Origin of the sequence: Nonomuraea sp. NPDC005501 (assembly GCF_040605905.1) — a bacterium.
Classification (GTDB): Bacteria; Actinomycetota; Actinomycetes; order Streptosporangiales; family Streptosporangiaceae; genus Nonomuraea.
The window spans coordinates 1-25,975 of record NZ_JBEXDT010000093.1; the positions used below are offsets into that span (position 1 = coordinate 1).

General features: G+C 72.7%; 26 protein-coding genes, 3 tRNA genes and 1 riboswitch. Of the genes, 17 read left to right on the forward strand and 12 right to left on the reverse strand.

Going from position 1 to position 25,975, the window contains the following annotated elements; all coding sequences use genetic code 11:
- The 4 genes from ABZS51_RS33875 to ABZS51_RS33890 all read left to right on the forward strand — a co-directional run.
- Window positions 1–871 (forward strand): tripartite tricarboxylate transporter substrate-binding protein (locus tag ABZS51_RS33875; protein ID WP_355449789.1); only part of this gene is annotated, 871 nt, incomplete at its 5' end.
- Window positions 872–875: 4 nt separating this feature from the next.
- A riboswitch (cobalamin riboswitch) is annotated at window positions 876–1,109 on the forward strand.
- Between the two features lie 119 nt (window positions 1,110–1,228).
- Window positions 1,229–3,427 carry a ribonucleoside-diphosphate reductase subunit alpha gene (locus ABZS51_RS33880; protein ID WP_355449792.1) on the forward strand — a complete coding sequence of 733 codons (2,199 nt, stop codon included), beginning with the start codon at window positions 1,229–1,231 and terminating at the stop codon, window positions 3,425–3,427.
- A 37-nt stretch (window positions 3,428–3,464) separates the two neighbouring features.
- On the forward strand, window positions 3,465–4,460 hold the full coding sequence (locus tag ABZS51_RS33885; RefSeq protein ID WP_355449795.1) for a ribonucleotide-diphosphate reductase subunit beta: 996 nt from the start codon (window positions 3,465–3,467) through the stop codon (window positions 4,458–4,460).
- 19 nt (window positions 4,461–4,479) lie between these two features.
- Window positions 4,480–5,625 (forward strand): mechanosensitive ion channel domain-containing protein, encoded by a 1,146-nt coding sequence (locus tag ABZS51_RS33890; protein ID WP_355449798.1) that lies wholly within the window; start codon window positions 4,480–4,482, stop codon window positions 5,623–5,625.
- 2 nt (window positions 5,626–5,627) lie between these two features.
- Here ABZS51_RS33890 and ABZS51_RS33895 read toward each other — a convergent pair whose 3' ends face one another.
- Window positions 5,628–6,434 carry an EamA family transporter gene (locus tag ABZS51_RS33895; protein ID WP_355449873.1) on the reverse strand — a complete coding sequence of 269 codons (807 nt, stop codon included), beginning with the start codon at window positions 6,432–6,434 and terminating at the stop codon, window positions 5,628–5,630.
- A gap of 189 nt (window positions 6,435–6,623) precedes the next feature.
- On the opposite strand from ABZS51_RS33895, the gene ABZS51_RS33900 reads away from it, so the two are divergent.
- The gene (locus ABZS51_RS33900) at window positions 6,624–7,151 is read left to right on the forward strand and encodes an ABATE domain-containing protein (RefSeq protein WP_355449801.1); all 528 of its coding nucleotides are present in this window, start codon (window positions 6,624–6,626) and stop codon (window positions 7,149–7,151) included.
- Window positions 7,152–7,338: 187 nt separating this feature from the next.
- On the opposite strand, the gene glgC is transcribed toward ABZS51_RS33900, so the two are convergent.
- Entirely contained in the window at window positions 7,339–8,574 is a 1,236-nt protein-coding gene (glgC, locus tag ABZS51_RS33905) for a glucose-1-phosphate adenylyltransferase (protein ID WP_355449804.1), read from the reverse strand.
- Window positions 8,575–8,769: 195 nt separating this feature from the next.
- Between glgC and glgA the strand changes: the two genes are divergently transcribed.
- Entirely contained in the window at window positions 8,770–9,963 is a 1,194-nt protein-coding gene (gene glgA / locus ABZS51_RS33910) for a glycogen synthase (protein ID WP_355449806.1), read from the forward strand.
- A 46-nt stretch (window positions 9,964–10,009) separates the two neighbouring features.
- Here glgA and ABZS51_RS33915 read toward each other — a convergent pair whose 3' ends face one another.
- The 7 genes from ABZS51_RS33915 to ABZS51_RS33945 form a co-directional block, all read right to left on the reverse strand.
- Window positions 10,010–10,378 (reverse strand): PH domain-containing protein, encoded by a 369-nt coding sequence (locus ABZS51_RS33915; protein WP_310711065.1) that lies wholly within the window; start codon window positions 10,376–10,378, stop codon window positions 10,010–10,012.
- A 64-nt stretch (window positions 10,379–10,442) separates the two neighbouring features.
- Window positions 10,443–10,847 carry a nitroreductase family deazaflavin-dependent oxidoreductase gene (locus ABZS51_RS33920; RefSeq protein ID WP_355449809.1) on the reverse strand — a complete coding sequence of 135 codons (405 nt, stop codon included), beginning with the start codon at window positions 10,845–10,847 and terminating at the stop codon, window positions 10,443–10,445.
- A gap of 212 nt (window positions 10,848–11,059) precedes the next feature.
- Window positions 11,060–11,515 carry a hypothetical protein gene (locus ABZS51_RS33925; RefSeq protein ID WP_310711063.1) on the reverse strand — a complete coding sequence of 152 codons (456 nt, stop codon included), beginning with the start codon at window positions 11,513–11,515 and terminating at the stop codon, window positions 11,060–11,062.
- Window positions 11,516–11,627: 112 nt separating this feature from the next.
- On the reverse strand, window positions 11,628–12,176 hold the full coding sequence (locus tag ABZS51_RS33930; protein WP_310711062.1) for a GNAT family protein: 549 nt from the start codon (window positions 12,174–12,176) through the stop codon (window positions 11,628–11,630).
- Window positions 12,177–12,219: 43 nt separating this feature from the next.
- Window positions 12,220–12,927 carry a hypothetical protein gene (locus ABZS51_RS33935; protein WP_355449814.1) on the reverse strand — a complete coding sequence of 236 codons (708 nt, stop codon included), beginning with the start codon at window positions 12,925–12,927 and terminating at the stop codon, window positions 12,220–12,222.
- Between the two features lie 228 nt (window positions 12,928–13,155).
- Window positions 13,156–14,088 carry an SPFH domain-containing protein gene (locus ABZS51_RS33940; RefSeq protein WP_310711060.1) on the reverse strand — a complete coding sequence of 311 codons (933 nt, stop codon included), beginning with the start codon at window positions 14,086–14,088 and terminating at the stop codon, window positions 13,156–13,158.
- A gap of 90 nt (window positions 14,089–14,178) precedes the next feature.
- Complete coding sequence (locus ABZS51_RS33945) at window positions 14,179–15,483, reverse strand: MFS transporter (protein ID WP_355449818.1); 1,305 nt, start codon at window positions 15,481–15,483, stop codon at window positions 14,179–14,181.
- 93 nt (window positions 15,484–15,576) lie between these two features.
- Here ABZS51_RS33945 and ABZS51_RS33950 point away from each other — a divergent pair, with 93 nt between their 5' ends.
- The 5 genes from ABZS51_RS33950 to ABZS51_RS33970 all read left to right on the forward strand — a co-directional run bounded on the left by ABZS51_RS33950 (window position 15,577) and on the right by ABZS51_RS33970 (window position 19,605).
- Window positions 15,577–16,305, forward strand: coding sequence for a GntR family transcriptional regulator (locus ABZS51_RS33950; protein ID WP_355449821.1), 729 nt, complete (start codon window positions 15,577–15,579; stop codon window positions 16,303–16,305).
- A gap of 9 nt (window positions 16,306–16,314) precedes the next feature.
- On the forward strand, window positions 16,315–16,677 hold the full coding sequence (locus ABZS51_RS33955) for a DUF2203 domain-containing protein (protein WP_355449824.1): 363 nt from the start codon (window positions 16,315–16,317) through the stop codon (window positions 16,675–16,677).
- An 83-nt stretch (window positions 16,678–16,760) separates the two neighbouring features.
- Entirely contained in the window at window positions 16,761–17,783 is a 1,023-nt protein-coding gene (locus ABZS51_RS33960; protein ID WP_355449827.1) for a hypothetical protein, read from the forward strand.
- 5 nt (window positions 17,784–17,788) lie between these two features.
- The gene (locus tag ABZS51_RS33965) at window positions 17,789–18,865 is read left to right on the forward strand and encodes a hypothetical protein (protein WP_355449830.1); all 1,077 of its coding nucleotides are present in this window, start codon (window positions 17,789–17,791) and stop codon (window positions 18,863–18,865) included.
- A gap of 44 nt (window positions 18,866–18,909) precedes the next feature.
- Window positions 18,910–19,605 (forward strand): CGNR zinc finger domain-containing protein, encoded by a 696-nt coding sequence (locus ABZS51_RS33970; protein ID WP_355449833.1) that lies wholly within the window; start codon window positions 18,910–18,912, stop codon window positions 19,603–19,605.
- On the opposite strand, the gene ABZS51_RS33975 is transcribed toward ABZS51_RS33970, so the two are convergent.
- The gene (locus tag ABZS51_RS33975) at window positions 19,545–20,834 is read right to left on the reverse strand and encodes an MFS transporter (protein WP_355449836.1); all 1,290 of its coding nucleotides are present in this window, start codon (window positions 20,832–20,834) and stop codon (window positions 19,545–19,547) included. The two genes, ABZS51_RS33970 and ABZS51_RS33975, sit on opposite strands and share 61 nt — an antisense overlap.
- A 237-nt stretch (window positions 20,835–21,071) precedes the next feature.
- Between ABZS51_RS33975 and ABZS51_RS33980 the strand changes: the two genes are divergently transcribed.
- Complete coding sequence (locus ABZS51_RS33980) at window positions 21,072–21,701, forward strand: alpha-ketoglutarate-dependent dioxygenase AlkB (protein ID WP_310711052.1); 630 nt, start codon at window positions 21,072–21,074, stop codon at window positions 21,699–21,701.
- Between the two features lie 158 nt (window positions 21,702–21,859).
- On the opposite strand, the gene ABZS51_RS33985 is transcribed toward ABZS51_RS33980, so the two are convergent.
- Window positions 21,860–22,825: an AraC family transcriptional regulator gene (locus ABZS51_RS33985; protein ID WP_355449839.1), complete on the reverse strand. Its 966-nt coding sequence runs from the start codon at window positions 22,823–22,825 to the stop codon at window positions 21,860–21,862.
- Window positions 22,826–22,866: 41 nt separating this feature from the next.
- Between ABZS51_RS33985 and ABZS51_RS33990 the strand changes: the two genes are divergently transcribed.
- A complete protein-coding gene (locus ABZS51_RS33990) occupies window positions 22,867–23,667 on the forward strand; it encodes a phytanoyl-CoA dioxygenase family protein (RefSeq protein ID WP_355449842.1) in 801 nt (266 codons plus the stop codon).
- A gap of 90 nt (window positions 23,668–23,757) precedes the next feature.
- Here the strand turns inward: ABZS51_RS33990 and dusB are convergent, their stop codons facing one another.
- On the reverse strand, window positions 23,758–24,867 hold the full coding sequence (gene dusB, locus ABZS51_RS33995) for a tRNA dihydrouridine synthase DusB (protein WP_355449844.1): 1,110 nt from the start codon (window positions 24,865–24,867) through the stop codon (window positions 23,758–23,760).
- 83 nt (window positions 24,868–24,950) lie between these two features.
- Here dusB and ABZS51_RS34000 point away from each other — a divergent pair, with 83 nt between their 5' ends.
- The 4 genes from ABZS51_RS34000 (at window position 24,951) to ABZS51_RS34015 (ending at window position 25,892) form a co-directional block, all read left to right on the forward strand.
- Entirely contained in the window at window positions 24,951–25,586 is a 636-nt protein-coding gene (locus ABZS51_RS34000) for an ACT domain-containing protein (RefSeq protein ID WP_355449847.1), read from the forward strand.
- 71 nt (window positions 25,587–25,657) lie between these two features.
- Window positions 25,658–25,729 (forward strand) — tRNA-Gly (locus ABZS51_RS34005).
- A gap of 13 nt (window positions 25,730–25,742) precedes the next feature.
- Window positions 25,743–25,816 (forward strand) — tRNA-Cys (locus ABZS51_RS34010).
- A gap of 1 nt (window position 25,817) precedes the next feature.
- Window positions 25,818–25,892: transfer RNA gene (locus ABZS51_RS34015), tRNA-Val, on the forward strand.
- Window positions 25,893–25,975: the final 83 nt, after the last annotated feature.

Sequence of the window (25,975 nt, forward strand, 5' to 3'; positions counted from 1 at the left end):
CGGCCGGGGCGTGCGCGGCAGGTTCGCCATCGTGCCCGGCGGCGAGCGGTGGACGCGCGTGGCCCAGGCCCTGGGCACCGCCGCCTGGGACGCCGGGTTCGCCGTGTCGCGCGAGGGCGAGGCCACGCGCATCACCGTCACCGGCCTGCCGGCCCTGGCCGCCGCCGCGCTCAACGACGGGCCGACCCTCCTCGACACCGCCACCCCGCTGGCCCGGCTCGCCGGGGAGATCGAGGTCGTGGTCGTGCCGGCGGCCTCGAAGTTCCGCGACTTCGACGACTTCGGCGCTCACCTGCTGGCCCGGCCGGGCGAGACCATGCTCGCCGGCGGGCCGCGGGGCGAGCCCGACCATCTGCTGTTCGGCCTGGTCGCGCGGGGCCTCGGCGCGGACACGCGGCAGGTCGTCTACACCGGTTACCCGAGCAGCGAGGACGTGGCCGAGGCCCTGCTCGGCGGCAAGGCGGCGGCCGCCGCCGGCACCCTGGCCGACTGGCGCCACGACATCCGCACGGGCCGCTTCAAGGCGCTGGCGGTCTCCTGCGCGCACCGCGTCGACGGGATCGACGCCCCCAGCCTGCTGGAGAGCGGCGTGCGCGTCGACTTCGCCGCCTGGTGCGCGGCGGTCGGGCCGCACGGCATGTCCGGCGACACGCGCGACGCGGCACTGGAGATGTGCGAGGCCGTCTCCCGCTCGGCCCCGTGGCGCGAGGTCTGCCGCAGGCGCGGCTGGAGCGCCCTGCCGCTCTTCGGCGACGACTTCGCGCTCTGGCTGGGCACGGAGATCGGCCGCACCCGCGGAGTGCTCCGCGATCTCGGGCTCGTCAACACGACCGGCACAACATGCAGCGGTAGTTGCGCCGACGGCCACTAGATGTAGGATCCTGCTCGTCGCTGGTTCGCCCCTCGGGGCGGAGCAAAAGGGAACCCGGTGCGATTCCGGGGCTGCCCCGCAGCGGTGAGCGGGAACGACCGCCGTCACAGAGCACTGGAGCGATCCGGGAAGCGACGGCCAGTAGGACCGAGCGGGTGATCGTACGCGTAGGAACGCGTGATCGGTCACGCGCGCCTGCCCGCGAGCCCGAAGACCTGCCAGCGAGTGCCGGGGGACCACCGGCTGGACCTGTCCAGGGCCTCGAGGGAGGGCCCGGGGGCCGTCGCGGCCGGGGACACCCCGCGCCGCCGTGCTCTCGTGCGCCCTCGCCGGGGCGAGCTCGCGAGGAGAGAGCACGTGACGACCATCGTTGAGGGTGACCGGCGGCTGGCCATCGAGGAGGCGGCCGCGCGGGTGATCGCCGACCCGGCCAACTCCCGGGTCGCCGCCCGGCTGCTGGCCGAGGAGATCGCCGCCGAGGCCGCCGCCTGCGGCGTGCTGTCGTTCTCCGACTCCGTCGCCGCCACCCACGCGGCCGGGCTGGTGCAGGACGAGCTGGCGGCGTTCGTCGCCGCCCACGCCGCCGAGCTGGACGCGCTGGTGCCGGCCGACGCCGACGACCGCTTCGAGTACTTCGGCCTGCGCACGGTCTACGACCGCTACCTGCTGCGCCACCCGGAGACCCGCGCCGTGCTGGAGCGCCCGCAGCACTTCCTGCTGCGCGTGGCCTGCGGTCTGTCCGCCACCGTGGCCGAGGCGGCCGAGCTGTACGCCCTCATGAGCACCCTGTCGTACCTGCCGAGCTCGCCGACGCTGTTCAACTCGGGCGCGCGCCGGCCGCAGCTCTCGTCGTGCTTCCTGCTCGACTCGCCGCGCGACGAGCTGGAGGCCATCTACGACAGGTACGGGCAGGTCGCCCGGCTGTCGAAGTACGCCGGGGGCATCGGCATCGCCTGGACCCGGGTCCGCTCCCGCGGCTCGCTCATCCGGGGCACCAACGGGCACTCCAACGGCATCGTCCCCTGGCTGCGCACGCTGGACTCGTCCGTCGCCGCGGTCAACCAGGGCGGCCGGCGCAAGGGCGCCGCCTGCGTCTACCTGGAGACCTGGCACGCCGACGTCGAGGAGTTCCTGGAGCTGCGCGACAACACCGGCGAGGACGCCCGCCGCACGCACAACCTCAACCTCGCCAACTGGGTGCCGGACGAGTTCATGCGCCGGGTCGAGGCCGACGAGCCGTGGTCGCTGTTCGACCCGAAGGACGTGCCGGACCTGACCGACCTGTACGGCGAGGCGTTCGACCGGGCCTACCGCGCCTACGAGGCGCAGGGCCTGCACGTCAGGCGGATCCCCGCCCGCACCCTGTACGGGCGGATGATGCGCACGCTCGCGCAGACCGGCAACGGCTGGATGACCTTCAAGGACGCGGCCAACCGCACCTCCAACCAGACCGCCCGGCCGGAGAACGTCATCCACCTGTCCAACCTGTGCACCGAGATCCTGGAGGTCACCAGCGACGCCGAGACCGCCGTCTGCAACCTCGGGTCGGTCAACCTGGCCGCGCACCTGCGCGACGGCGCCGACCTGGACTGGGAGCGGCTGCGCGACACCGTGCGGACCGCCGTGCGCTTCCTCGACCGCACCATCGACCTCGGCTTCTACCCGACGCCCGAGGCGGAGGCGGCCAACCGGCGCTGGCGGCCCATCGGGCTCGGCGTGATGGGGCTGGCCGACGTGTTCTTCACGCTGCGCCTGCCGTTCGACTCGCCCGAGGCGCTGGAGCTGTCCACCCGGATCGCCGAGGAGATCGCGCTGGCCGCCTACGACACCTCCGCCGACCTCGCCGCCGAGCGCGGCCGGCACCCCTCGTACGGCGACACCCGCGCGGCCGGGGGAGTGCTGCACCCCGACCACTACGCCGGCGCCGCCGCCTCGCCGCGCTGGGACGCGCTCCGCGAGAAGATCGCCGGGACGGGGCTGCGCAACTCGCTGATGATCGCCATCGCGCCGACGGCGACGATCGCGTCGATCGCCGGCTGCTACGAGTGCATCGAGCCGCAGGTGTCGAACGTCTTCAAGCGCGAGACGCTGTCCGGCGAGTTCCTCCAGGTCAACCGCTACCTGGTGGCCGACCTCCAGGCGCGCGGACTGTGGACGCAGGCGATGCGCGACGCCATCAAGCGGGCCGACGGCTCGGTCCAGGACGTCCCCGGCGTCCCGGACGACCTCCGGAGCCTGTACCGGACCGCCTGGGAGCTGCCGCAGAAGGCCCTCATCGACCTGGCCGCGGCCCGCCAGCCGTACATCGACCAGTCGCAGTCGCTCAACCTCTTCATGGCCAGCCCGACCATCGGCAAGCTCTCGTCGATGTACGCCTACGCCTGGAAGAAGGGCCTGAAGACCACGTACTACCTGCGCTCGCGGCCCGCCACGCGGATCGCGCAGACCACGGTGCCGGCCGCGCCCGTGCCCGGCCTTCCCGCCCCCTCGGAGGACACGAGCGCGGCGATCGCCTGCTCGCTGGAGAACCCCGACGTCTGCGAAGCCTGCCAGTAGGCCCCGCCGCCCCACCCCTCTCACACGGAGACATCACATGCTGCTCGACCCGGGAATGGACCTGACACTGCGCCCCATGCGCTACCCCGACTTCTACGAGCGGTACCGGGCCGCCATCCGCAACACCTGGACGGTCGAGGAGGTCGACCTGCACAACGACCTCGCCGACCTGGCGAAGATGACGCCCCAGGAGCGCCACCTGATCAACCGGCTGGTCGCCTTCTTCGCCACCGGCGACTCGATCGTCGCCAACAACCTCGTGCTCAACCTCTACCAGCACGTCAACGCCCCCGAGGCGCGCCTGTACCTGAGCAGGCAGCTGTTCGAGGAGGCCGTGCACGTGCAGTTCTACCTGACGCTGCTCGACACCTACCTGCCCGACCTCGACGAGCGGGTCAAGGCGTTCGCGGCGATCGAGCACATCCCGTCGATCCGCGACAAGGCGGAGTTCTGCTTCCGGTGGATCGACTCGATCAACGGACTCCAGCGGCTGGAGACGGCCGCCGAGCGCCGGCAGTTCCTGCTCAACCTCATCTGCTTCGCCGCCTGTATCGAGGGGCTGTTCTTCTACGGCGCGTTCGCGTACGTGTACTGGTTCCGGTCCCGGGGGCTGCTCGGCGGCCTGGCCACGGGGACGAACTGGGTGTTCCGCGACGAGTCCATGCACATGGAGTTCGCGTTCAGCGTCGTCGACACCGTCCGGGCCGAGGAGCCCGAGCTGTTCGACGACGAGCTGGGCAAGCAGGTCACCGCGATGCTGGAGGAGGCGGTCACCGCCGAGCTGGCCTTCGCCCGCGATCTGTGCGGCGATGGCATGCCGGGGATGACCGCGGACCAGATGCGCGAGTACCTTGAATACGTCGCGGACCAGCGGCTGGCCCGCCTGGGCCTGCCGACGAGGTACGGCACCGCCAACCCGTTCGCGTTCATGGAGCTCCAGGACGTGCAGGAGCTGGCGAACTTCTTCGAACGCCGGGTCTCTGCTTATCAGGTGGCGGTTGAGGGCAATGTGAGTTTCGACGAGACCTTTTAAGACATTGGGGGCATGACACGTGCAGTCGCCGGCCGAGTGGCCCATCCTGGCCGTCTCCGTCGTAGGCGCGATCCTCCTGGTGGAGGTCACGCGCCGGCTCCTGAAACGGGCCGGGCGCAAGTGGTCGCTCGCCGGGCACCTGGTGGAGCACTGCACCTGGGCGGCGTTCGCGGTGGCCGCGGTGGTGGCGTGCAACCTCGTGTTCGGACCGGGCATGTTCGGCGACAGCCCGCGCGAGCAGCAGCTCGCCGCGACCGTGGAGCGGGGCCTGGGGCTGGTCACGATCGCCTCCGTCACCTGGCTGATCGTCCAGGCCAGCTACGCGCTGACGGACGTGGTGCTCGAACGGCTGGTGCGGGTCGAGGGCGAGCGCAACCGGCGGGCCCGGCGGATCATGACGCAGATCGCGCTGGTCCGCCGGATCGCCGCCGTGACCATCATCGTGGTCGCCCTCGGCGCGATGCTGTTCTCGTTCCCGCAGGTGCGGGCGCTGGGCGCCGGGCTGCTCGCCTCCGCGGGCATCGCCGGCGCGGTGGTCGGCATCGCCGCCCAGCCCACGATCGGCAACGCGCTGGCCGGTCTCCAGCTCGCCTTCAGCGACGCGCTGCGCCTCGACGACGTCGTGGTGGTGGGCGACGAGTGGGGCCGCATCGAGGAGCTGACGCTGACGTACGTGGTGGTCCGGCTCTGGGACGAGCGGCGGCTGGTGCTGCCCGTCTCGTACTTCACGCAGAACATGTTCGAGAACTGGACCCGGCACGGCAGCCGGGTCGTCGCCGTGGTGTTCCTGCGGGTGGACTGGTCGGTCCCGGTCCAGAAGCTGCGTGACGAGCTGTACGCGTTCATCCAGAGCAACCCGCTGTGGGACCAGAAGGACTGGACGCTCCAGGTCACCGACGTCCTGCCGAACGGCCTGGTTGAGTTGCGCGCCCTGATGAGCGCCGCCGACTCGCCCTCCGCCTGGGACCTCAAGTGCGACGTCCGCGAGCACATGGTCACCTACATCAGGGAGAACTTCCCCGAGGCGCTGCCGCGCTTCCGGGTCGAGACGCCCGAGACCCGCGCCGGCGTGCCGTGGACCGCCGAGCTGGGCGCCGAGCTCGCCGGTGATCGGCTCTCCGACTCCGGCGCCCCCGCCCCCAAGCCGGGCACCCAGCAGCGCTGACCTCAGCGGCGCGCGGCCAGGAGCACTCCGGCGCCGCCCACGGCCAGGCCGGCCACCGCGAGCGGGTGCAGCGACTGCCCGGCGACGAGCCACGCCATGACGGCCGTCACCGCGGGGGTGAGGAAGAACATCGTGCTCACCCGGCTCGCCGGCGCGTCCCGCAGCATGGTGTTGAGCAGGAGGAACGCGCCGATCGAGTTTACCAGCACGAGCCAGGCCACCGCGCCGCCGAACGCGCCCCAGTCGCCCACCCGCGGCGTCTCCAGCAGCAGCGCGCCCAGTCCCATCAGCGGCGCCCCGGCCAGGAACTGCACCGCCGTCCCCGTGCGCACGTCCATGTCGGCGGCGAAGCGCTTCTGGTACACCGTGCCCGCGCTCAGCCCCAGCAGCCCGACCGCGCACAGCGCCAACGCGGCGGGGGAGAAGCTCACCCTGTCGGCCACGGCCAGGCCCACCCCGGCGGCGCCGAGCCCGAACCCGGCCCACCGGACGGGGCTCATCCGCTCGCCCAGCGCCCGCCCGGCGAGCAGCGCGACGGCCATGGGGCTCAGCCCCTGCACGAGCGCGATCACCGCCGCCGGGACGCCCAGGCCGAGCGCCGAGTAGAACGCGCCGAACTGCACCACCTGGACCAGCAGCCCGGCCACCACCACGTGCGCGAGGCGCCGCCCGCGCGGCCACGGGGCCCGCACCGCCAGCGCGTACCCGCCCAGCAGCAGCCCGGCCAGCGCGAACCGGGCGAACGTCAGCAGCAGCGGCGGCGCGGCGCCCACCCCGATCAGGCCGGCCACGAACGCGCTGCTCCACATCACCACGAACAGGGACGGCAGGAGGGCCGGCGCCTTCGCCCGGCTCTCCGCCCTCGTTGAATCTGTCCGTGTCGTCTCTGTCCTCGTCACCTGGACGGCCACAGGTCCGCTCCCCACATAACCACTCAGCACGGTTACTTCACTGTGCTCGCCCTTCTCATAACCTGTCAAGGTGGTTATGATGAGGGTGTGGCAGGCTTCACCTTCGTCAGCGGCAACCTCGGCCTCGACCTGGCCGGCACGGTCCAGCACCGGCGGGCGGACCGGCGCGAGATGCTGGAGAGCCCCGCCGACCTGGAGATCTGGGCCGTGGAGGCCGGCATTCTCGACCGGCCCTGCGAGGTCACGCCGGACGGGCTGGCCGCCGCCAGGCAGCTGCGCGAGGCCGTCTACCGCCTGGCTGCCGGCACGGCTCTCCCCGGCGACCGCGAGCTGGTCAACCGGGTCGCCGCCGGGCCTCCCGTCCGGGTCGCGATCGGCGCCGACGGGCGCATCGAGCGCGGCGGCGACCTCGCGGCCGTCCTGTCGACGGTCGCCCGGCAGGCGGTGGAGCTGCTCGGCGGCCCGCACGCCGCGCGGATCAAGGAGTGCGGCGCCGACGTCTGCACCCGGCTGTACGTGGACACCTCGCGGGGCAACGGCCGCCGCTGGTGCGACATGCGCGAATGCGGCAACCGCGCGAAGGCGGCGCACTTCCGCGCCCGCCGCCACGGCTGACGCGGCCGGTTAATGGGTGGCACCCCCGGCGATCACCTGGCTACCGTGGACGACATCCGGATGATCCACGGGTCACGGTCTGACCGGCGGGAATGGCGCCCCCCGGCCGGACGGCGGCCCCAGCCTCGGGCACGGCCCCACGCCAGCCCGGCCCGAGGCCACACTTCCTTCGCGATCCGGGCGCGGGTCAGCGCTCCACGATCTCGTTCTTGCCGATGACCACGACGCCGCCGCGCGTCAGCGCGAAGCGGGTGCGGTCGTAGTCCAGGTCGAAGCCGATGCGCGCCCCGTCGGGGATGACCACGTTCTTGTCGATGATCGCCCGCCGGACGATGGCGCCCCTGCCCACCTTGACGTTCTCCATGAGGACGGAGTCCTCCACCAGCGAGTGGGAGTGCAGCACGACCTTGGGCGACAGGATCGACCGGATGGCCGTGCCGCCCGAGACGATCACGCCCGGGGACACGAGCGAGTCGATCGCCCGGCCCACCCGGTCGCCGTCGTTGTGCACGAACTTCGCCGGTGGCAGCGGGTCGTGGCCGGTGTGGATCGGCCACTTGTCGTTGTACAGGTTGAAGATCGGGTGCGCCGAGATGAGGTCCATGTGGGCCTCGTAGTAGGCGTCGAGCGTTCCCACGTCGCGCCAGTAGCCCCGATCGCGCTCGGTGGAGCCCGGCACCACGTTGTTGGCGAAGTCGTAGACGTCGGCTCCGCCCGACTTGACCATCATCGGGATGATGTTGCCGCCGAGGTCGTGCTTGCTCGTCGGGTCGAGCGCGTCCTCGCGCAGGGCGTCGATCATGGCCTGGGTCCGGAAGACGTAGTTGCCCATCGAGGCGAACACCTCGTCGGGCGAGTCGGCGAGGCCGACCGCGTCCTTCGGCTTCTCCCGGAACGCCACGATGCGCCGGCCCTGCGGGTCGGTCTCGATGACGCCGAACTGGTCGGCCAGGGAGATCGGCTGCCTGATGGCCGCGACCGTGACGTCCGCGCCGGAGTCCTCGTGCTGCTCGACCATCTGCCGGGGATCCATCCGGTAGATGTGGTCGGCGCCGAACACGATGACGTGGTCGGGCATCTCGTCGTAGATGAGGTTCAGGTTCTGGTACAGCGCGTCGGCCGAGCCGGAGAACCAGCGCGGGCCGAGCCGCTGCTGTGCCGGCACCGGCGTGACGTAGTTGCCGAGCATGGCCGTCAGCCGCCAGGTGCGTGAGACGTGGCGGTCGAGACTGTGGTTCTTGTACTGGGTCAGTACGACGATCTGCAGGTAACCGCCGTTGGCCAGGTTGGACAGGACGAAGTCGATCAGACGGTACATCCCGCCGAACGGGACGGCCGGTTTCGCCCGGTCCGCCGTCAGAGGCATGAGCCTCTTCCCCTCGCCACCTGCCAGCACGACCGCAAGCACCCTCCGGGACCTCATGACCAGGACGCTACCCCCTATGAGCCGATCTATCGACGTGACCTCGTACCGGAGTGTTACTTTTCTCCAGATTTTGGCGATTTCTCCTTGCTGAGCTGCCCGGACGATCCGCGGGGTCGTCCCGCAACAGGGCGGCAAGCGGCGAGTCGCGCACCGGTGTGTCCCGGATGGGCGGGATGCTCGTAAGGTCGTCCCATGCGCGTTGATCTGCTCAGCCGGGAGTATCCGCCAGAGGTGTACGGCGGTGCCGGAGTTCACATGGAGTACCTGGCGAGCCGGTTGCGCCGCCTGGCCGATGTCCGGGTGCGGTGCTTCGGCGCGCGGCGCGACGAGCCGGGGGTCTCCGCCTACCGGGTGCCCGCAGGGCTGGAGTCGGCCAACGCGGCGCTCCAGGTGCTGGGCGTCGACCTGGAGATGGCCGCCGCCTGCGAGGGCGCCGACGTGGTCCACTCCCACACCTGGTACGCCAATTTCGCGGGACATGTCGCCAAGCTCCTGTACGGAGTGCCACACGTCGTCACCACGCACAGCCTCGAACCGCTGCGCCCGTGGAAGGCCGAGCAGCTCGGCGGCGGCTACACGATCTCCTCGTGGGCCGAGCGCACCGCCCTGGCAGCCGCCGACGCGGTGGTCGCCGTCTCGGACGGCATGCGGCGCGACGTGCTGGCCGCCTACCCGGAGATCCCGCCGGAGCGGGTCAGCGTGATCCACAACGGCATCGACACGGCCGAGTACGCCCCCGACCGGGACGACGCGGTGCTGAAGAAGCACGGCGTCGACCCCGCCAAGCCGTACGTCGTCTTCGTCGGCCGCATCACCCGGCAGAAGGGCCTGGTCCACCTCCTGCACGCGGCGCGGTCCCTCGACCCCGGCGCGCAGCTCGTGCTCTGCGCCGGCGCGCCCGACACGCCGGAGATCGCCGCCGAGGTCACCGGCCTGGTCCGCGACCTCGAACGTGAGCGCGAGGGCGTGGTGTGGATCTCCGAGATGCTGCCCAAGCCCGAGGTGATCCAGCTCCTGACGCACGCCACGGTGTTCGTGTGCCCGTCGGTGTACGAGCCCATGGGCATCGTCAACCTGGAGGCCATGGCCTGCGAGACGGCCGTCGTCGCCACGGCCACGGGCGGCATCCCCGAGGTGGTCGCCGACGCCGAGACCGGGCTGCTCGTGCCGATCGACCAGGGCGCCGACGGGGTGCCGCACGACCCGGAGCGCTTCGCCGCCGACTTCGCCGAGCGGGTCAACTCCCTGCTGGGCGACCCTGAGCGGGCGCGCCGGATGGGCGAGGCGGGGCGGGCGCGGGCGGTCGAGCACTTCTCGTGGGAGCGCATCGCCGAGCGCACCCTGAAGCTGTACGCGTCGGTCGCCGGGACGGCCCCCGGCGCGTGACGTGACGGCGCCCGGGCCCGCCGGGGTCCGGGCGCCGCCGCGGGCGTCAGCCCTGGGAGATGTGGTGGAGGATCACGTCGTGGACGTGGTGCGCCTTGTTCTCGCCGCGGAAGTCCACCTCGTACGTGTGCGTCCCGACGTGGATGGCGATCGCCCCGGACGAGAAGAACCCGCCCGCGAACGACTTGTTGCTCACCACGCTCACCGCGGAGATCTTGCCGTAGGGGATGCTCGTGAGCGCCACCCGCTTGCCCACGAACGACTTGTCCTGCACGATCACGCGGCGGTCGGTGAGGCCGAGGAAGCCGGTGCCCGCCCCGATCGCGTCGTAGACGGCGACGATCCGCTCGCCGGGCAGGAGACCGCTCTCGATCTGCCTGAGCTGTTCTTTCCGATCATAGGGAATGTCAGCCATGCCCGGCCAACGAACGGGGACCGTCTCCTCGTTCCGTCCTCGCGGAGCTCTTCCGGCGCGGGTGTCAGCGCAGCGGCTCCAGGACCACGACCGGGATCGGACGGTCGGTCTTCGTCTGGTACTCGTCGTAGTCCGGCCAGGTCCGGGTCATGATGGACCACAGCTCGGGCTTCTCCTCCTCGATGGCGGTGTGCGCCCGGGCCTTGAACTTGTCGCCCATGACCTGCACCTCCACCTCGGGAGTGGCGTCGAGGTTCTTGTACCAGTCGGGGTGGTCGGGGTCGCCGCCCTTGGAGGCCACCACGACGTAGGCGTCTCCGTGCTTCTGGTAGATGAGCGGCGTCGTGTACGGGCGGCCGGTGCGGCGGCCCTTCGTCGTCAGGAGGAGGACGGTCGTGTTGTTCCAGTCGTGGCCTTCCGCGCCGTTGGTCTCCTGATAGCGCTGAACGTGTTCTTTCCCAAAAAGCATGAATCCGGACTACCCGCGCCACGGCTGATGTCACCGTCGGCCGCCAGGTCTGTACGAGGACTTGACCGGCGGCCGCTCCGCCTCACGGGCCCGCCGCACCGGCCTGCCCCACCGGCCTGCCCCACCCGCCTGCGTCACGGGCCCGCCTCGGAGAACTGCCTCACAGGGCCGCCTGACAGGGCCGCCTGACAGGGCCGCCTGACAGGGCCGCCTCACAGGTAGGAGCGGGTGGCCGTGACCAGGTCGGGGACGGCGTCGCGGGTGTCGACGTAGAGGGCGGTGTCGGGGGTGCGCTCGCGCACGTCGCGGTCGCGGATGGCGAACACGGCCGGAGCGACGCCCGCGTCGCCGTAGCGGCCGGTGACCGCCGCGGAGATCGCCCGGCGCACGTCGGCGACCACGCCGCGGGTCGTGTGGCCGGGGCCGGAGGCGGCGAGGTAGCCCAGCAGGGCGGCGAAGCGCTGCTCGACCTCGGCGACGGCCTCCTGCCGGGTGGGCACGGGGCTGTCGAGCCAGAACACCTTGCCGGCGAGGAACGCCTCGTAGCTCACGCCGTCATGGTCGAGCGTGCGCGCCGTCTCGGCGAGCAGCGTGCCGAACTCGGCCAGGTCGGCGCTCGGCGGCAGGTCCGTCGTGACGAACAGGGGCACGATCAGCGAGTCGAGCATGTCTGTGATCCCTCCGTGAGGAGCCTCATCGTAGGGGGAGCCACCGACAATCCCCGGCGGCGACGCACCTTCACGTCAAGCCGCGCAGGGTCGGAGCCGCGTCAGAGCCCGGTCAGCGGTCGGTCCACTCGTCCTCCAGGGCGGAATGGACGATGGAGTCGCGCCAGCCGTCAGGCGTGGGCAGGTGGTGGCGGATGCGGCCCTCCTCGACCATGCCGGCCGTCAGCATCGCGAGCTGCGCGGGCAGGTTGTCGGGGGAGCGGGCGCCCCAGACGCGGTGCAGGCCGAGCCGCTTGAAGCCGAACGACAGCAGCAGCCGGATCAGGTCGGTGCCCATGCCCCGGCCCCACTGGTCGGGCCGCAGCCCGAGGCCGATCTCGGCGCTGTGCGGGAGGTCGGTCTCGACGTGCAGCCGGGCGACGCCGATCACCTCGTGGTGGTCGGCGTCCTCGACCGCGAACACGTACAGGCGGCGCGGCTCGGCCTCCGCCGCCTCCAGTGCCTCGTCGACGAGTGCCCTCACCTGCTCGAAGGTGAGGGCCCCGAACGGCATGAAGCGCGTGGCGGAGGGGTCGCCGTAGATGGCGTGCAGTGCCGCCACGTCGGCCTCCGTGACGTCACGCAGGCACAAACGCGCACCGTTGCACTGCACGTGGCGCATGGAGAGAAGTTAACGCGAGTTTTGTGATCTCCACAAGCCCTTGTCAAGTGGCGAGTTGACTCCCGTAAGCTCGCGCGACAAGCTCGGCGATGGCGCTGTGCGCGCCGAGCGGCTCGGCGTGGCCGGCCTCGATCTCGGCGGCGGCCCGCTCCACCGTCCCTGGGGCCACCTCGTGGCCGATCAGGCACGGGGCGAGGGCCAGGCGCCCGGCCCCGGCGGCGCGCAGCCGCTGGGCGGCCATGGTCACGCCGGGCTCGCTGTCGAGCGACGCCGCCACGACCGGCAGCGTGAGCCGGGAGGCGAGCAGCACGGCCGTGGCCTGGACGGCCTGCACGGCCCGCGCGCCGCCGGCGGTCCCGAGGATGACCGCGTCGACGGGGCTGGAGACGTTGAGCAGGCGCACCCGGTCGGCCCGGGCCAGGCCGCGCTCGGCCAGCCTGATGTGCAGCGCCTCGGCCAGCAGCGGGTGGGGGCCGAGCGCCTCGGCCACGACCGCGCCGGAGCCTCCGGCGGCCACGGCCTTGCCGATGTCGGCGAGGACGGCCGGGTCGTCCCAGGTCAGCAGCGGCACCACCACGGCGTCGCGGCCGGAGGGCAGGGAGTCTGCCAGGTCGGCGACCGTCGCCAGGCGCACCTCGATCTGCGGGTTGTCCACCCGCACCACCGCGGCGATCTCCGAGGCCACGCCGGAGGCGTCGCCCGGCGCGGCGAGCACGAGCACGGGGGCGTCCGATGGCAGGGACGTGGGCACCGGACGGCGGTGTCGACCGCCGCCGGGCCGGGGGGAACGTTCACGTACAGGCAGGCTCACAGGCGCGCAGTTTATGCCCAAAGGATGCCCGGTGTTTTGGGAATCGGCAGCGATTAAGTCACAACGTCCCGGTTCGTTCCCGTGCCCGGCGCGGCCGCCTTTCCCGCCCGTCCCGGCCGCCGCGGCCCCCGTGGTCGCGGCGGCCGGGACGGGACGAGGGGAGAGGGCTCAGCGGGCCGGCACGACGACCGACTGCGGGTTGCCCGGGGCGTACACGGTGATGCCCTGCGGCAGGGACTTGAGCTTCTCGATCTCGGCGCACGCCGGACAGGCGTCGTAGCCCTGCTGGCGGGCCCGGTTGGCCGCGGCCTCGGCCTTGGCCTGCTCCACCTTGGCCTGGGCCTCGGAGACGGCGGCGTCGGCCGCCAGCGACCGGTCGACGGCCTGCTGCACCTCCGGCGGGAGCGTCACCCTGGCCAGCGTGAACCGCAGCCCGGTCAGGAAGTCGCCGCCCAGCGTGCCGGGCAGCTCGCGGGCCAGCGAGGCGTTGACCGCGTTCTGCACCTGGACCAGGGAGGTGTTGCTGCTCCGCGGCTTGAGCCCGGTGCTCTCCAGCAGCGAGCACGACGGCACCAGCTCGCCGCACCGCATGGCGCCGACCTCGGAGCGCAGCGCGTTGTCGATGACGGGCCGCACCGCCTGGCCGAAGAAGGCGCTCCAGCCCTCGTCGCCGTCCCAGGGGTAGAGCGACGCGCCGTCCTGCGCGCGGAAGGTGCGGGTGCCGTACCTGTCGTCGAACGTCTTGAGCGTCCGATGGTCGAGGTTGAGCGTGAAGTACAGGGTGCCCTCGATGCCGAGGTTCACGCCGTCGCTGCTGGGCACCTTCACGACGTCCACGCCGAGGGTGGTGGCCCGCTTGGGGTCGGCGGTGATCGTGTAGAAGCGCTGCTGGGCGGGGTAGCTGTGGACGGAGGACCACCAGCCGGTCCAGGTGAGGCCGGAGGCGGGGTCGATGACCTGGCGCACCTTGTTGTCGTCGAACGGGCCGCCGTCGCGGACCACGGCGACCTCGCCGCCGTCGGTGCGATCCAGCCCGGTGACGAGCCCGGCGAGTGCGGGGATCGCGATGATCGTGGCGATGACGAGCAGGACGGTTCTCACCGGGGACCTCCCGCGCGGGCGGCGGTGGCAGCCGCCGCCCGCGGTTTCGCGGCGGTTGGGGGAGTACGGGCCTGTCAGGGACAGGGGACGTCAGGTGCGCTGGGCAAGGCCCTCGGGGCGGTGCAGGTCGAGGTCGCGGGTCTCCGGCGCGATGGCCAGGCCCACGGCCGTGATGGCCAGCGCGACGAGCACGTACACCGACACGGCGAGCGTCGTGCCGTACACGTCGAGCAGCTTGAGCGCGACGATCGGCGCGATCGCGCCGCCCACGATCCCGGCCACCTGGTAGCCCATGGAGGCCCCGCTGTAGCGCAGCCGGGTGCTGAACAACTCGGCGATGAACGCCGCCTGCGGCCCGTACATGGCGGCGTGGGTGATCAGCGCGACGACCGCGGCGAGCGCGATGAGCGGGAACGAGCGCGTGTCGAGCAGCGGGAAGAAGACGAACACCCAGATCGCCGCGCCGATGACCCCCGCCAGGTAGACCGGGCGCCGGCCGAGGCGGTCGGACAGGGCGCCGAAGAACGGGATCATCCCCAGTTGCAGGGCGGAGGCGATGAGGACGGCGTTCAGCCCGACGGAGCGCGGGAGGCCGAGCCGGCCGGTCACGTAGACGAGGATGTAGACGGTGAAGATGTAGAAGGCCACGTCCACGCCGATGCGGGCGGTGAAGGCCGACAGCAGCGCCCGCGGGTGCGTGCGCAGCACCTCGACCAGCGGCATCCGAGCCGTCTGACCCTGCTGCTCCAGCTCGGCGAACAGCGGCGACTCCGTCACCTTCAGCCGCACCCAGAGCCCGACGGCCACGAGCACGCCCGACAGCAGGAACGGGATGCGCCAGCCCCACGACAGGAACGCCGCGTCCGACATCGTGGCCGACAGCAGCGTCAGCAGCGCCGTGGCCAGCACGAACCCGGCGGGCACGCCCACCTGGGGCCAGCTCGCGTTGAAGCCGCGGCGGCGGTCGTCGGCGTGCTCCAGCGACATGATGACCGCGCCGCCCCACTCGCCGCCCAGCCCGAACCCCTGGACGAACCGGAGCACGGCGAGGAGGACCGGGGCGGCGACGCCCACGGCGTGGTACCCGGGGAGCACGCCGATGAGGAACGTCGAGACGCCCATCAGGAGCAGGGTGACGACGAGGACCGTCTTGCGCCCGGCCCGGTCGCCGAAGTGGCCGAACACGATGCCGCCGAGCGGCCTGGCGATGAACGCCACGGCGTTGGTGGTCAGGGCGAGCAGGGTGGCGTTGAGGGGATCGAAGGTCGGGAAGAACAGCTTGCCGAAGACCAGCGTCGCCGCGGTCGTGTAGAGGAAGAAGTCGTACCACTCCAGGGACGTGCCGACCAGGCTGGCGACGATCACCCGCCGGGCCTGTGAGGTGGAGCCTGCCATCGCTTCGCTCCCCACGGATTTGAAGGGCTTTGTATCAACGTAAGGATCGTTGAACAATTCGACAAGGGGTTTGTTCCATGATTAATTGTCACCGTGGACGACGCGGTTGCTGATCTCGAACGGGACCGTTCGCGCCTGGGGCGCAGCAGCACGGCCGAGCGCGTGGCCGACATCCTGCGCGACCGCATCAGCGAGGGCTTCTTCGAGCCCGGCCAGCGCCTGTCGGAGGAGTCGATCTCCGAGGCGCTCGGCGTCTCGCGCAACACGCTGCGGGAGGCGTTCCGGCTGCTCAGCCACGAGCGGCTGCTGTACCACCGGCTCAACCGGGGGGTGTTCGTCCGGATACTGTCGGCCGAGGACGTCGCCGACCTCTACCGCGTGCGCCGCGTCATCGAGGGCGCGGCGGTCCGGCGCGCCCCCACCCCGAAGGCGCTGCGGCTGATCAGGGAGGCCGTCGCCGACGCCGAGCGGGCCGCCGCGAGCGATGACTGGCGCGCCGTCGGCACCGCCAACATCCGCTTCCACCAGGCGCTCGTCACGCTCAACCAGAGTCCCAGGCTCGACGAGGCCATGTGCCAGCTCCTGGCCGAGCTGCGGCTCGTCTTCCACGTCATGAAGAATCCGCGCACCTTCCACGAGCCGTTCGTCGAGCGCAACCGCCGGCTGCTGGAGCTGCTGGAGTCCGGCCGGCCGGACGAGGCGGCGTCCTTCCTCGACGCCTATCTCGACCACGCCGAGCGGCTCCTCGTCGACGCCTACGAACCGGCCTGCGAGCCCAACTCGTCCACGCCCACGGGCCCGGTCCACGGGCGCAACCGTTAGCGTGCCGTGATGGACAGGATCTTCACACCCGGCGAGGCACGCGAACTGCTCCCCGCGATCATCGAGGAGGCCGGCGCGCTCGTCGCCGCCCGCGCCGACATGACCGAGATCGCCCACGACCGGCGCACCTCCGGGTCGTCGGCCCTCGGCGGGATCCCCGAGCTCAAGGCGCTGGAGGCGCGCATCGAGGACATCCTGAGCGGCTGGGCCGGCCGGGGCCTGGAGATCAAGGGCATCGCGCCGGTCCTGCTCGACTTCCCGGCCGTGCTCGACGGCGTGTCGGTGCGGCTGTGCTGGATCGAGGGGGAGACGGCGCTCGGCTGGTACCACCGCGCCGACCTCGGCTTCGCCGGGCGGCGGCCGCTGGCGTAGCGGCGTCCGCGGTCGTGGCCGAGCTGTGACCAACCGCAGTCCCCGTGCCGGTATCTAACCCGGTGAACGGAAGGAACACCGACATGGGGCACATTTCAGCATCCGCCGCATTACTGGCCGCGGCGGTCATCGGAGGGGCGGCACTGGCGCCGCCCCCCGCCCACGCCACCACCACCGCGACGACCGCCGGCACCGCCTCTCCGGCGGCGCGGGCAGCGTGGATCCCGTCCTGCGAGAGCCCGAAGAGCGGCGACACCCGCGCCTGCGGCCACTGGCGGCTGCTCATGGGCGACGGCCGCACGCTCACCGTCCGCGACGCCGCCACCCACCGGACCGGCGCCAAGGGCCGGACGCTCTCCGACGAGGGCCGGTTCGCGGTCAGCGGGGACGGCCGCGTCATCGCCTACGAGCGCGCCCGCGACCACCGCCTCGTCATACGGCGGGCGAGCGGCGGCCCCGTCACGGAGCTGCCCCGGTCGCTCGTCCCCCGGGGGAGCGGCACCGACGACGTGTGGCTCGCCCTCTCACCGGCCGGCGACCGGCTCCTGGTGAGCCACTCCGACGACCCGGTCCGCCTGCCCGGCAAGATCGTCACGGTCGCCACCGGGAAGGTCACCGAGCTGCCCGCCTCCGACGAGCTCCTCGGATTCAGCGGCGACGGCGACGAGGTGCTGGCCCGCCGCGACGCCGGCGACAACACCACCACGCTCGTCGCCCACCGGCTCGACGGCACCGTCGTCAAGCGGACGCCGCCGCAGGTGGTGGCCAACGCCAGTGTCCTCGCCCTGGCCGCCGACGGCAGGACCGTCGCGGTGCTGATCGACGGCGACACGGACCGGAAACGGCCGCCGCGGCTGCGGATCTACGACCTGGAGAGCGGCGAGCTGCACGAGACGGTGAAGCTGGCGCTCAAGCCGTCCGCCTCGCCGTACCTGGCCCGATGGACGGCCGACGGGCGGCTCGTCCTGACGGTGGCGGCCAACGACGAGGGCAGGCCGGCGGTGGTACGGGTGCTCACCGCCGACCCCGAGACGGGCGCGGCCCGGCAGAACGACACGTACTCCATCGGCAGGAGCCGGTACGCCTTCTACGCGGCGGGAGAGTGACGGACATGAGCAACAGGAACGCCACGGGGCGCACGAAGCCCGAGAGCGGCAGGGGAACGCGCGCCACGGCGGGGGCCGCGGCGCTCGTCCTGGGACTGGCCGCTGTCCTGGCCGCGCCCGCTACCGCGCAGGCCGCCGGTCCTGCGGCCGCTGGGGGGTCGCTGCGGGAGCCCCCGCACGCCCACCTGGCCCACGGGGAGGACAGCGTCCGGTACGTCTCGATCAAGGGCTGCCGGACGAAGGACGACGTCCCGCGGCCGTGCGGCGGGTGGCGCGTCGTGATGCACAGCGGCGCGCGCGGCACGCTGCCCGACGCCCAGACGACCGCGCGTGACGCCAAGGGCAAGCCGGTGGAGGGCGTCGCCGCGCCGGTCGCCGTCAGCGGCGACGGCCGGCGGATCGCGTACTTCACCAAGAGCGGCCGCCTCGCCGTCCGAACCCTCGGGGGCGGGGTCAGGCTGCCGGCGGAGAACGCGCTGCCGAAGGCCGGCCCGGCGGAGACGGCCCTCCAGCTCTCGGACGACGGCTCCAGGCTCGCCGTGTCCTTCACCACCGAGAAGCCACGGGACACCCTGATCTTCGACACCGAGACCGGTGATCGGATCGGCACGATCCCGGCGGCGTACGAGCTGAAGGGCTTCAGCGCCGACGGTGGCGAGGTGCTCGCCGGGACGGAGGACGACGAGGGGACGCAGGTCCTGCTCGCCTACAGCGACGCGGGGCAGGAACTGGCCCGCGTCACGCCGCCGCAGCTCGTCGCGTCGAACGGCCCGCAGGCGCTGTCCGGCGACGGGCGCACGGTGGCGGCCGTCGTGCGCGGCTCCAAGCAGCAGCTGGCGCTGTACGACATGGTGAACGACCAGGTGACGGCGCGGCTGAAGGTGAAGCTGCCCGCCGGGGATGCCGAGATGGTCGACTGGACGGGGCCGTCGCAGGTCACGGTGCACCTGATGCGGTACCACGCCACCAAGCCGACGTCGGTGACGATCGCGCAGATCGACTCCGGCACCGGCAAGGTGACGATCAGGGACACGTACACGCTGCTGAAGGACACGTTCGTCTTCGCCGCCTGCGGCGGGTGACGAAGAGGGCGGCGCGGTGGGGGAGGGGGGCATACGCTGCGGGCGTGAAGGTTCACTCCACCAAGGCGATGGCGGCGCGGGCGGTCGACCTGTGCGCGGTCCTGCTGTACGCGGGACCGCCCGGTGGACCGCCCGCGGGGATGCCCGCCGGGCCGGGCGCCGGGCCGTCCGCCGGGGCGGGTGCCGGGCCGTCCGTCGAGTCGGTGGCGGCGGTCCTGCGGGCCCACGGCGAGACGGTCGTCCCCGTCCACGGCGCCGGTCCCGGGCCGGCCGGCGGAGACCTGCCGGTGGGCCGGGACGTGCCTGCCCAGCCGGTGAGTCCAGGGGTGGCGATGAGCCCGTACCTCAGCGAGGACGACGTCGCCGCGATGCGGGAGGCGGCCGAGCGGCTGGTGGAGGTGCTCGCCGCGCCCGGCCCGGACGAGGCCGCCGGCCTGCTCAACCGGCTGCTGGCCGGCACCGCCCGGCCGCCCCGGCTCACCAGCCACGGCGGCACGAGCCCCTGGCATGTCCACGTGGACAGCCGCGACGACGCGCCGTGGGCGGAGTGGTTCCTGGCGTCGTCGGCGATGGCTCTGGCGGTCCTGCTGGCCGAGCACCAGAGGGTGCCCGGCGGGCTGTGCGCCTCACCCGGCTGCCGCCGGCCGTACCTGGACCTGGGGGGCGGCAGCCCGCGCCGCTACTGCAGCGCCCGCTGCGCCACCCGCGAACGCGTCGCCGCCCACCGCTCCCGCGCCTGACCACCACGGTCCTCCGCTCCGGTCGGGGGACCGGAGGGGCGGGACGTGCGGGACAGCAGCGCGTACCCGCCCACGGCCGCCAGCTGGAGCGCCGCCCCCACCAGCAGGGCCGTGCCCACGTCGTGCCCCACCAGTGGGCCCGCCATCGTGGACCCCGCCGCGAAAGATGTGATCTTGAGGCTGGCGCCCGTGGTGAAGATCTGGCTCCGCCGCTCCGCCGGCGCCTCGCGGTGCCGTACCGACAGCAAGGCCGTGAGCTGCGGCCCCTCCGCCACGCCCGCGAGCGCCGCGGCGAGCACCGCCACCTCGAACGCCCCCGTGAACGGTCCGGGCCGTGCCGCCGCCAGGTGCGGCGCGACGGCGGCGAGCGCGAGCGCCGCGCCGAGGAGCAGCGTCGCGCAGACCAGGATCGTGTCGGGGGAGGGCGACGTGCTCCGCCGCCGGGCCAGCAGGGCGTTGGTGGCCAGCGCGCCCCCGGCGGTCACGGCCAGCAGCAGCGCCCCGTACGCCGCCCCGCCCGCCAGCGCGCCACCGAGCAGCGGCGCCCCGACCACGAACATCGGCACGCCGGCGTAGGAGACCATCGAGGTCACCGTCGCCCGGCGGAGGGGCGCGTTCCGGCCGATCGCCGTGAAACCGGCGGCCAGCTCCCGCCGGATGCCCTCGGTGCGGACCCCGCGCTCCGGGCGGCCGGGCAGCCGGTACGCGATCGGGGCCGCCGCCACCATGAGCGCCAGCGACACCACCACCGCGCTCCGCCCGTCCCACGCGGCCGCGACCCCCGCCACCGCCGCCGGGCCGGCCAGCCCCGCGGCGTTGTAGCTGATCGCGTCGAGCGCGCTGGCCCGCTCCAGGCGTCCCGCCGGGATCAGGAGGGGCAGCTGGGCGGTCCAGCCGCCGGTCAGGGCGGGCCCGAGCACGCCCGCGAGCACGGCCACGCCGATCAGCACGGCGTCGGGCACGTGGCCCAGGCCGAGCAGCACGACCAGCAGGCCCCCGGTGTAGCCCAGCAGGCAGCCGGCGAGCATCCTGCCCGGGCGTAAGGCGCGGTCGAGCAGCACCCCGAGCAGGGGTCCGCCGATCGCGGCCGACGCGGTGAGCCCGGCCAGCAGCCACGACGCGACCACCGGCGATCCGGTCAGGGCGAGCCCGGCCACGAGCAGGGCAGGGCCGGACATCTCGTCTCCGGTTCGGGCCGTGATCGCGCCGAACATGTAACGGGCTATCATCAAAGAGACGTTACAGCGTGGCCCGCGGTGCCGGGAAGGGGGGCGGTCAGCCGTCCGTGTCGTGGACCCACCGTTCGGTGAAGAGGCGGGGGTGGATGCATGGCCGGGGGGTGGCCGGGTGTGGCGGGCCCATGCCGGCCGACGACGGCAGCCGTCCCTTCCGGTGGCTGCCCGGTGGATGTCCCGCGGGAGGGGTGAGTCGAATGGATGTTTGAAGATGGGCATACACTCGGCGGTATGAGGGGTGTTTTCCAGGCGTCCCTGCTGGGGCTGGACGAGGACGTCGCCGTCGGCCCGCTCGGCTCCACGGTGCGCCGGACGCGGCTCGACCACGGCGCGTGGATCGACGTGCGGCCGGGCTGGCTGTCGGGCGCGGACACGCTGTTCGAGCGGCTGGCGGAGCGCGTGCCGTGGCGGGGCGAGCGGCGGCGGATGTACGACAAGGTGGTCGACGTCCCGCGGTTGCTGAAGTTCTACGACGAGGGCGAGCGGCTGCCCGACCCGGTGCTCGACGACGCCCTGCGCGAGCTCGACGCCCACTACGAGGAGGAGCTCGGCGAGCCGTTCCGCACGGCGGGACTCTGCTACTACCGTGACGGCCGCGACAGCGTGGCCTGGCACGGCGACACCATCGGCAGAGGCAGCACCGAGGACACCATGGTCGCCATCATCTCGGTCGGCACCCCGCGGCCCCTGCTGCTGCGCCCGCGCGGCGGCGGGCACTCCATCCGCCACGACCTGGGCCACGGCGACCTCATCGTGATGGGCGGAAGCTGCCAGCGCACCTGGGAGCACGCCGTGCCGAAGACCACCCGGCCCACGGGACCGCGCATCAGCATCCAGTTCAGGCCGCGCGGGGTCCGCTGACCGGGTGTCTCCGGCGCTCGTGGGCTCAGACCTCGGTGGTGAAGGCGCCGGCGTCCGGCGCCGGTTGATCACGCGCCGGTGGAAGCCGGAGCCGCCCGCGGGCGGGCCGCCGCTGGGCCACCCGGTCCCGCCCGGCGGCATCTTGTCCTTTCCTCCGGTCAACGGCCCGCCGGGTGCGGGCCCTGCCGGCTCAGCCGGTACGCGCGGGGCGGCAGGCCGTACTCCTGCCGGAACGCCCGGCTGAAGTGGAACGGGCTGACGAAGCCGGAGGCCGCCGCGACCTGGCCGACGTCCATGTCGGTGGCCTCCAGCAGCCGGGCCGCGTGCCGTACCCGGGCCTGCCGGACGGCCCGCATCGGCGGCGTGCCCGTCTCGGACGTGAAGAGGTGGGCGAAGCGCGACGGCGACAGCGCGACGGCGCGTGCCAGCGAGGCGACCGAGTGCGGGGCGCCCGGCTCGGCGGCGATCAGCGCGAGCGCGCGGCCCACCCTGGGGTCGCCGCCCTTGCCGTCGCCGCTCTCCTCGCCGGGGTGGCGGGCGGAGGCGGTGGCCAGGACCAGCACCTCCTCGACCGCGCCGAGCACCAGCTCCCGCGCCGCCGCCGACCCCGCCACAGCCGCCCCTGCCACAGCCGCCCCGGCCGCCGCGACCCCGGCGTCCGGGCCTGGGGGCTCCGGCGCCGTGGAAGCGGTCATCGAGGCCGAGCCGGCCGGGGGAAGCCAGCGTGAGTCGCGCAACGCCCGCCGGAACGCCTGGTCGAGCCGCTCGTGCAGCGCCCCCGGCACTCCGGCCACCAGATGGCACCCCGCCGCCCGCGCGTACGGCCCCAGCCATCCCGGCCACGACGGGCGCGGCTGGAAGTGCGCCCACCAGAACCGCCATCGCTCCGCCCCCGGCGCCACCCGGTAGTGCTGCGCCGCGCCCGCCGCCAGCACCACCAGATCGCCCGGCCCGGCCGTGAACGACGCGCCGGCCTGCTCCACCAGCCCCGCCCCCGCCTGCGTCCACATCACCAGCCAGCTCGGCGACCCGGCCGGCCGGCGGGTCGCGTACCCGGGCGCCCGGTCGAAGTGGCCCACGATGACCATCTCCGCGGCAGGAACGGACATGTCGTCAGCGGTCACGGGCATACCTTTCGACGGGCCGGGTTCCTAGCGTGAGAAGCATGACGCTCACCGCCTTCCACGACCAGCTCGCCGCCTTCCACGACCGGGGGTACGCCGTCGTGCCCGGGCTCCTCGCCCCGGCCGAGGCCGCCGAGCTGCGCGACACGTTCATGGAGCTGCACGCCGGTGGCCCCATACCGGGACATTTCCAGCCCCAGCCGCAGGAGCCCGGCCGGCCGTACGACATCCTGCGCGACTACCCGCGGATCATGCACCCCCACCAGGTGAACGGCCTGGCCCTGCGCCGGCTCCTCGACCCGCGGATCGCGGCGATCCTGCGCGAGCTGCTGGGGGAGGAGCCGATAGCAGCCCAGAGCATGTTCTACTTCAAGCCGCCGGGCGCGCGCGGGCAGGCGCTGCACCAGGACAACTTCTACCTCCAGGTGGAGCCCGGCACCTGCGTGGCCGCCTGGATCGCTCTGGACCGCATCGACCGGGCGAACGGCGGCCTGGAGGTGGTGCCCGGCACGCACAAGATGGACCTGTTCTGCCCCGAGGAGGCCGACCTGGACGTGTCCTTCACCCGGGAGTACGTCCCGCCGCCGCCCGGCCTCGAACCCGTGCCGGTCGACATGGAGGCCGGTGACGTGCTCTTCTTCAACGGCAGCCTGGTCCACGGGTCGGGGCCGAACACCACGGCCGACCGGTTCAGGCGCAGCTTCATCTGCCACTACGCCGGCCGCTCAGCCGAGCGGATCGCCGTCCACTACCCGACGCTGACCATGTCCGGCGAGCCCGTCACGCTGGAGCCGGCGGTCGGCGGCGGCCCCTGCGGCACGGACGTCACCGGCCCCCACTGACCGGCTCCCACTGACCGGCTCCCACTGGCCGGCTCCCACTGGCCGGCTCTCACTGGCCGGCCGGGTCGCTGTCGACGGTCCGCGCGTCCGTCAGCCGCCGGAGATGTCCGACTCGGCGTCGTCGGGCACGACGCAGTCCCACGGGTCGTCCAGCCAGCCGTCCGGCAGCTGCACCTTGGTCCGCTCGCCCGACTTGCCGCGCGGGGTGTCGGTGTTGGGCGGCCACGGCTGGTCCTGCTCCAGCCTGGCCAGCCCGTCCCTGAGCTGGTCGAGCGATTCGGCCGTGGCCAGCTGCCGCCGCAGCTCGGCGCCGACCGTGAAGCCCTTGAGGTACCAGCCGACGTGCTTGCGGAAGTCGGCCACGGCGTAGCGCTCGAGGTCGAAGCACTCCACCAGACCCTCGGCGTGGCGGGCCATCATGGCCGCCACCTCGCCGAGGTTCGGCCGTACTCGCTCCGGATGGCCGTCGAACGCGTTCGCCAGGTCCCGGAACAGCCATGGCCGCCCCAGGCAGCCGCGCCCCACGACCACGCCGTCACATCCTGTCTCGGCCACCATGCGCAGCGCGTCGTCGGCGCACCAGATGTCGCCGTTGCCGAGCACCGGGATCTCGGGGACGGCCTCCTTCAGCCGGGCGATCGCCTCCCAGTCGGCCACGCCGCCGTAGTGCTGCCTGGCCGTGCGCGCGTGCAGCGCGATCGCCGCGACCCCCTCCTCGACCGCGATGCGGCCGGCGTCGAGGTACGTCAGGTGGTCGTCGTCGATGCCCTTGCGCATCTTCATCGTCACGGGCAGGTTTCCCGCGTTCGCGACGGCCGCGCGCAGGATGCGCCGCAGCAGGTTGCGCTTGTACGGCAGGGCCGACCCGCCGCCGCGCCGGGTGACCTTGGGCACCGGGCAGCCGAAGTTCAGGTCGACGTGGTCGGCCAGGTCCTCCTCGGCGATCATCTTGACCGCCCGGCCCACCGTGTCGGGGTCGACGCCGTACAACTGGATGCTGCGGGGAGACTCCGACTCCGCGAACCTGATCATTCGTAGGGTCTTGGGGTTGCGCTCGACGAGCGCCCGCGTGGTGATCATCTCGCACACGAACAGCCCGGCGCCCTGCTCGCGGCAGAGCACCCTGAACGGCGCGTTCGTGATGCCCGCCATCGGCGCCAGCACGACGGGCGGCCACACTCCTATCGCCCCAATCTTCACCTGGACATTTGTAGCGCAGGTCGGACCATGACCGGTATTCGCCGATAGGCTGGGAACCGGCATCTTCGCAGGGGAGGGGACGAATGCTCCTTCGCGTCCGCATCGCGCTGCCCGACCGCCCGGGGGCGCTCGCCGAGGTCACGCGGGTGCTCGGCGCGGCCGGGGCCGACATCACCCAGGTCACCGTCCTCGACAGGGGCGCGGGCCAGGCCGTCGACGACATCACCGTGTTCTGCCCCGAGGACACGCCCAAGGACGCCCTGCGCAAGAGCCTGGAGGGCATCGACGGCGTGACGGTCGAGGGCCTGTGGACCACCCGCGAGGCGCCCGGCACCTACCCCGAGCTGGAGATCCTCAAGTACATCACCACGGCCGGCGACCGGGCCCTGACCACCCTCGTCGACTCGCTGCCCGTGCTGTTCAGCGCCGACTGGGCGGCCACGGCCGCCGAGCACGGCGTCCTGTACGCGAGCTGGCGGGCGCCGCAGAAGGTGCCGCTGCCGGAGGTCGTGCCGCCCCGGCCGGCGGCCGCCACGCTGGAGGGCGGCCTGCACGTCATCCACGCCCCGCTGCCGCCGCTCGCGCTCACCCTCCTGCTCGCCCGCTCCGACGGGCCGGCGTTCCACCGCATCGAGGTCCACCGGCTCACCCGCATCCTGGAGATCTTCCTCAGCCTCCCCGCCACGGAGCGCAGCGTGGCCCGGCAGCTCCGCAAGTAGCCGCCCCGCCGCTCGCCGGAGCGCGTGGAGTGAGCATCCACTCGAAAAACCCGCTAGAGTAGTCGGGCAACGCGGAAGTGGCTCAGTGGTAGAGCATCACCTTGCCAAGGTGAGGGTCGCGGGTTCGAATCCCGTCTTCCGCTCGGAGTTCGCCTCGGTGGAGTGGCCGAGAGGCGAGGCAGCGGCCTGCAAAGCCGTCCACACGGGTTCAAATCCCGTCTCCACCTCCAAGGACGATTAGCTCAGCGGGAGAGCGCTTCCCTGACACGGAAGAGGTCACTGGTTCAATCCCAGTATCGTCCACCACGCTGACCAGCATGACGAAGCCCCAGCTCACGGCCTCTGCCGAGAGTCTGGGGCTTCGTGTTGTCCCGGGTTGATCATTGTTG

Coding starts and splice junctions, on each gene's coding strand:
- ABZS51_RS33885 (WP_355449795.1), top strand. CDS start 3,465: ATGCTGCTCGACCCGGGAATGGACCTGACACTGCGCCCCATGCGCTAC.
- ABZS51_RS33895 (WP_355449873.1), bottom strand. CDS start 6,434: ATGTGGAGCAGCGCGTTCGTGGCCGGCCTGATCGGGGTGGGCGCCGCG.
- glgC (WP_355449804.1), bottom strand. CDS start 8,574: ATGAGGTCCCGGAGGGTGCTTGCGGTCGTGCTGGCAGGTGGCGAGGGG.
- glgA (WP_355449806.1), top strand. CDS start 8,770: ATGCGCGTTGATCTGCTCAGCCGGGAGTATCCGCCAGAGGTGTACGGC.
- ABZS51_RS33915 (WP_310711065.1), bottom strand. CDS start 10,378: ATGGCTGACATTCCCTATGATCGGAAAGAACAGCTCAGGCAGATCGAG.
- ABZS51_RS33920 (WP_355449809.1), bottom strand. CDS start 10,847: ATGCTTTTTGGGAAAGAACACGTTCAGCGCTATCAGGAGACCAACGGC.
- ABZS51_RS33925 (WP_310711063.1), bottom strand. CDS start 11,515: ATGCTCGACTCGCTGATCGTGCCCCTGTTCGTCACGACGGACCTGCCG.
- ABZS51_RS33930 (WP_310711062.1), bottom strand. CDS start 12,176: ATGCGCCACGTGCAGTGCAACGGTGCGCGTTTGTGCCTGCGTGACGTC.
- ABZS51_RS33945 (WP_355449818.1), bottom strand. CDS start 15,483: ATGGCAGGCTCCACCTCACAGGCCCGGCGGGTGATCGTCGCCAGCCTG.
- ABZS51_RS33955 (WP_355449824.1), top strand. CDS start 16,315: ATGGACAGGATCTTCACACCCGGCGAGGCACGCGAACTGCTCCCCGCG.
- ABZS51_RS33960 (WP_355449827.1), top strand. CDS start 16,761: ATGGGGCACATTTCAGCATCCGCCGCATTACTGGCCGCGGCGGTCATC.
- ABZS51_RS33965 (WP_355449830.1), top strand. CDS start 17,789: ATGAGCAACAGGAACGCCACGGGGCGCACGAAGCCCGAGAGCGGCAGG.
- ABZS51_RS33975 (WP_355449836.1), bottom strand. CDS start 20,834: ATGATAGCCCGTTACATGTTCGGCGCGATCACGGCCCGAACCGGAGAC.
- ABZS51_RS33980 (WP_310711052.1), top strand. CDS start 21,072: ATGAGGGGTGTTTTCCAGGCGTCCCTGCTGGGGCTGGACGAGGACGTC.
- ABZS51_RS33990 (WP_355449842.1), top strand. CDS start 22,867: ATGACGCTCACCGCCTTCCACGACCAGCTCGCCGCCTTCCACGACCGG.
- ABZS51_RS34000 (WP_355449847.1), top strand. CDS start 24,951: ATGCTCCTTCGCGTCCGCATCGCGCTGCCCGACCGCCCGGGGGCGCTC.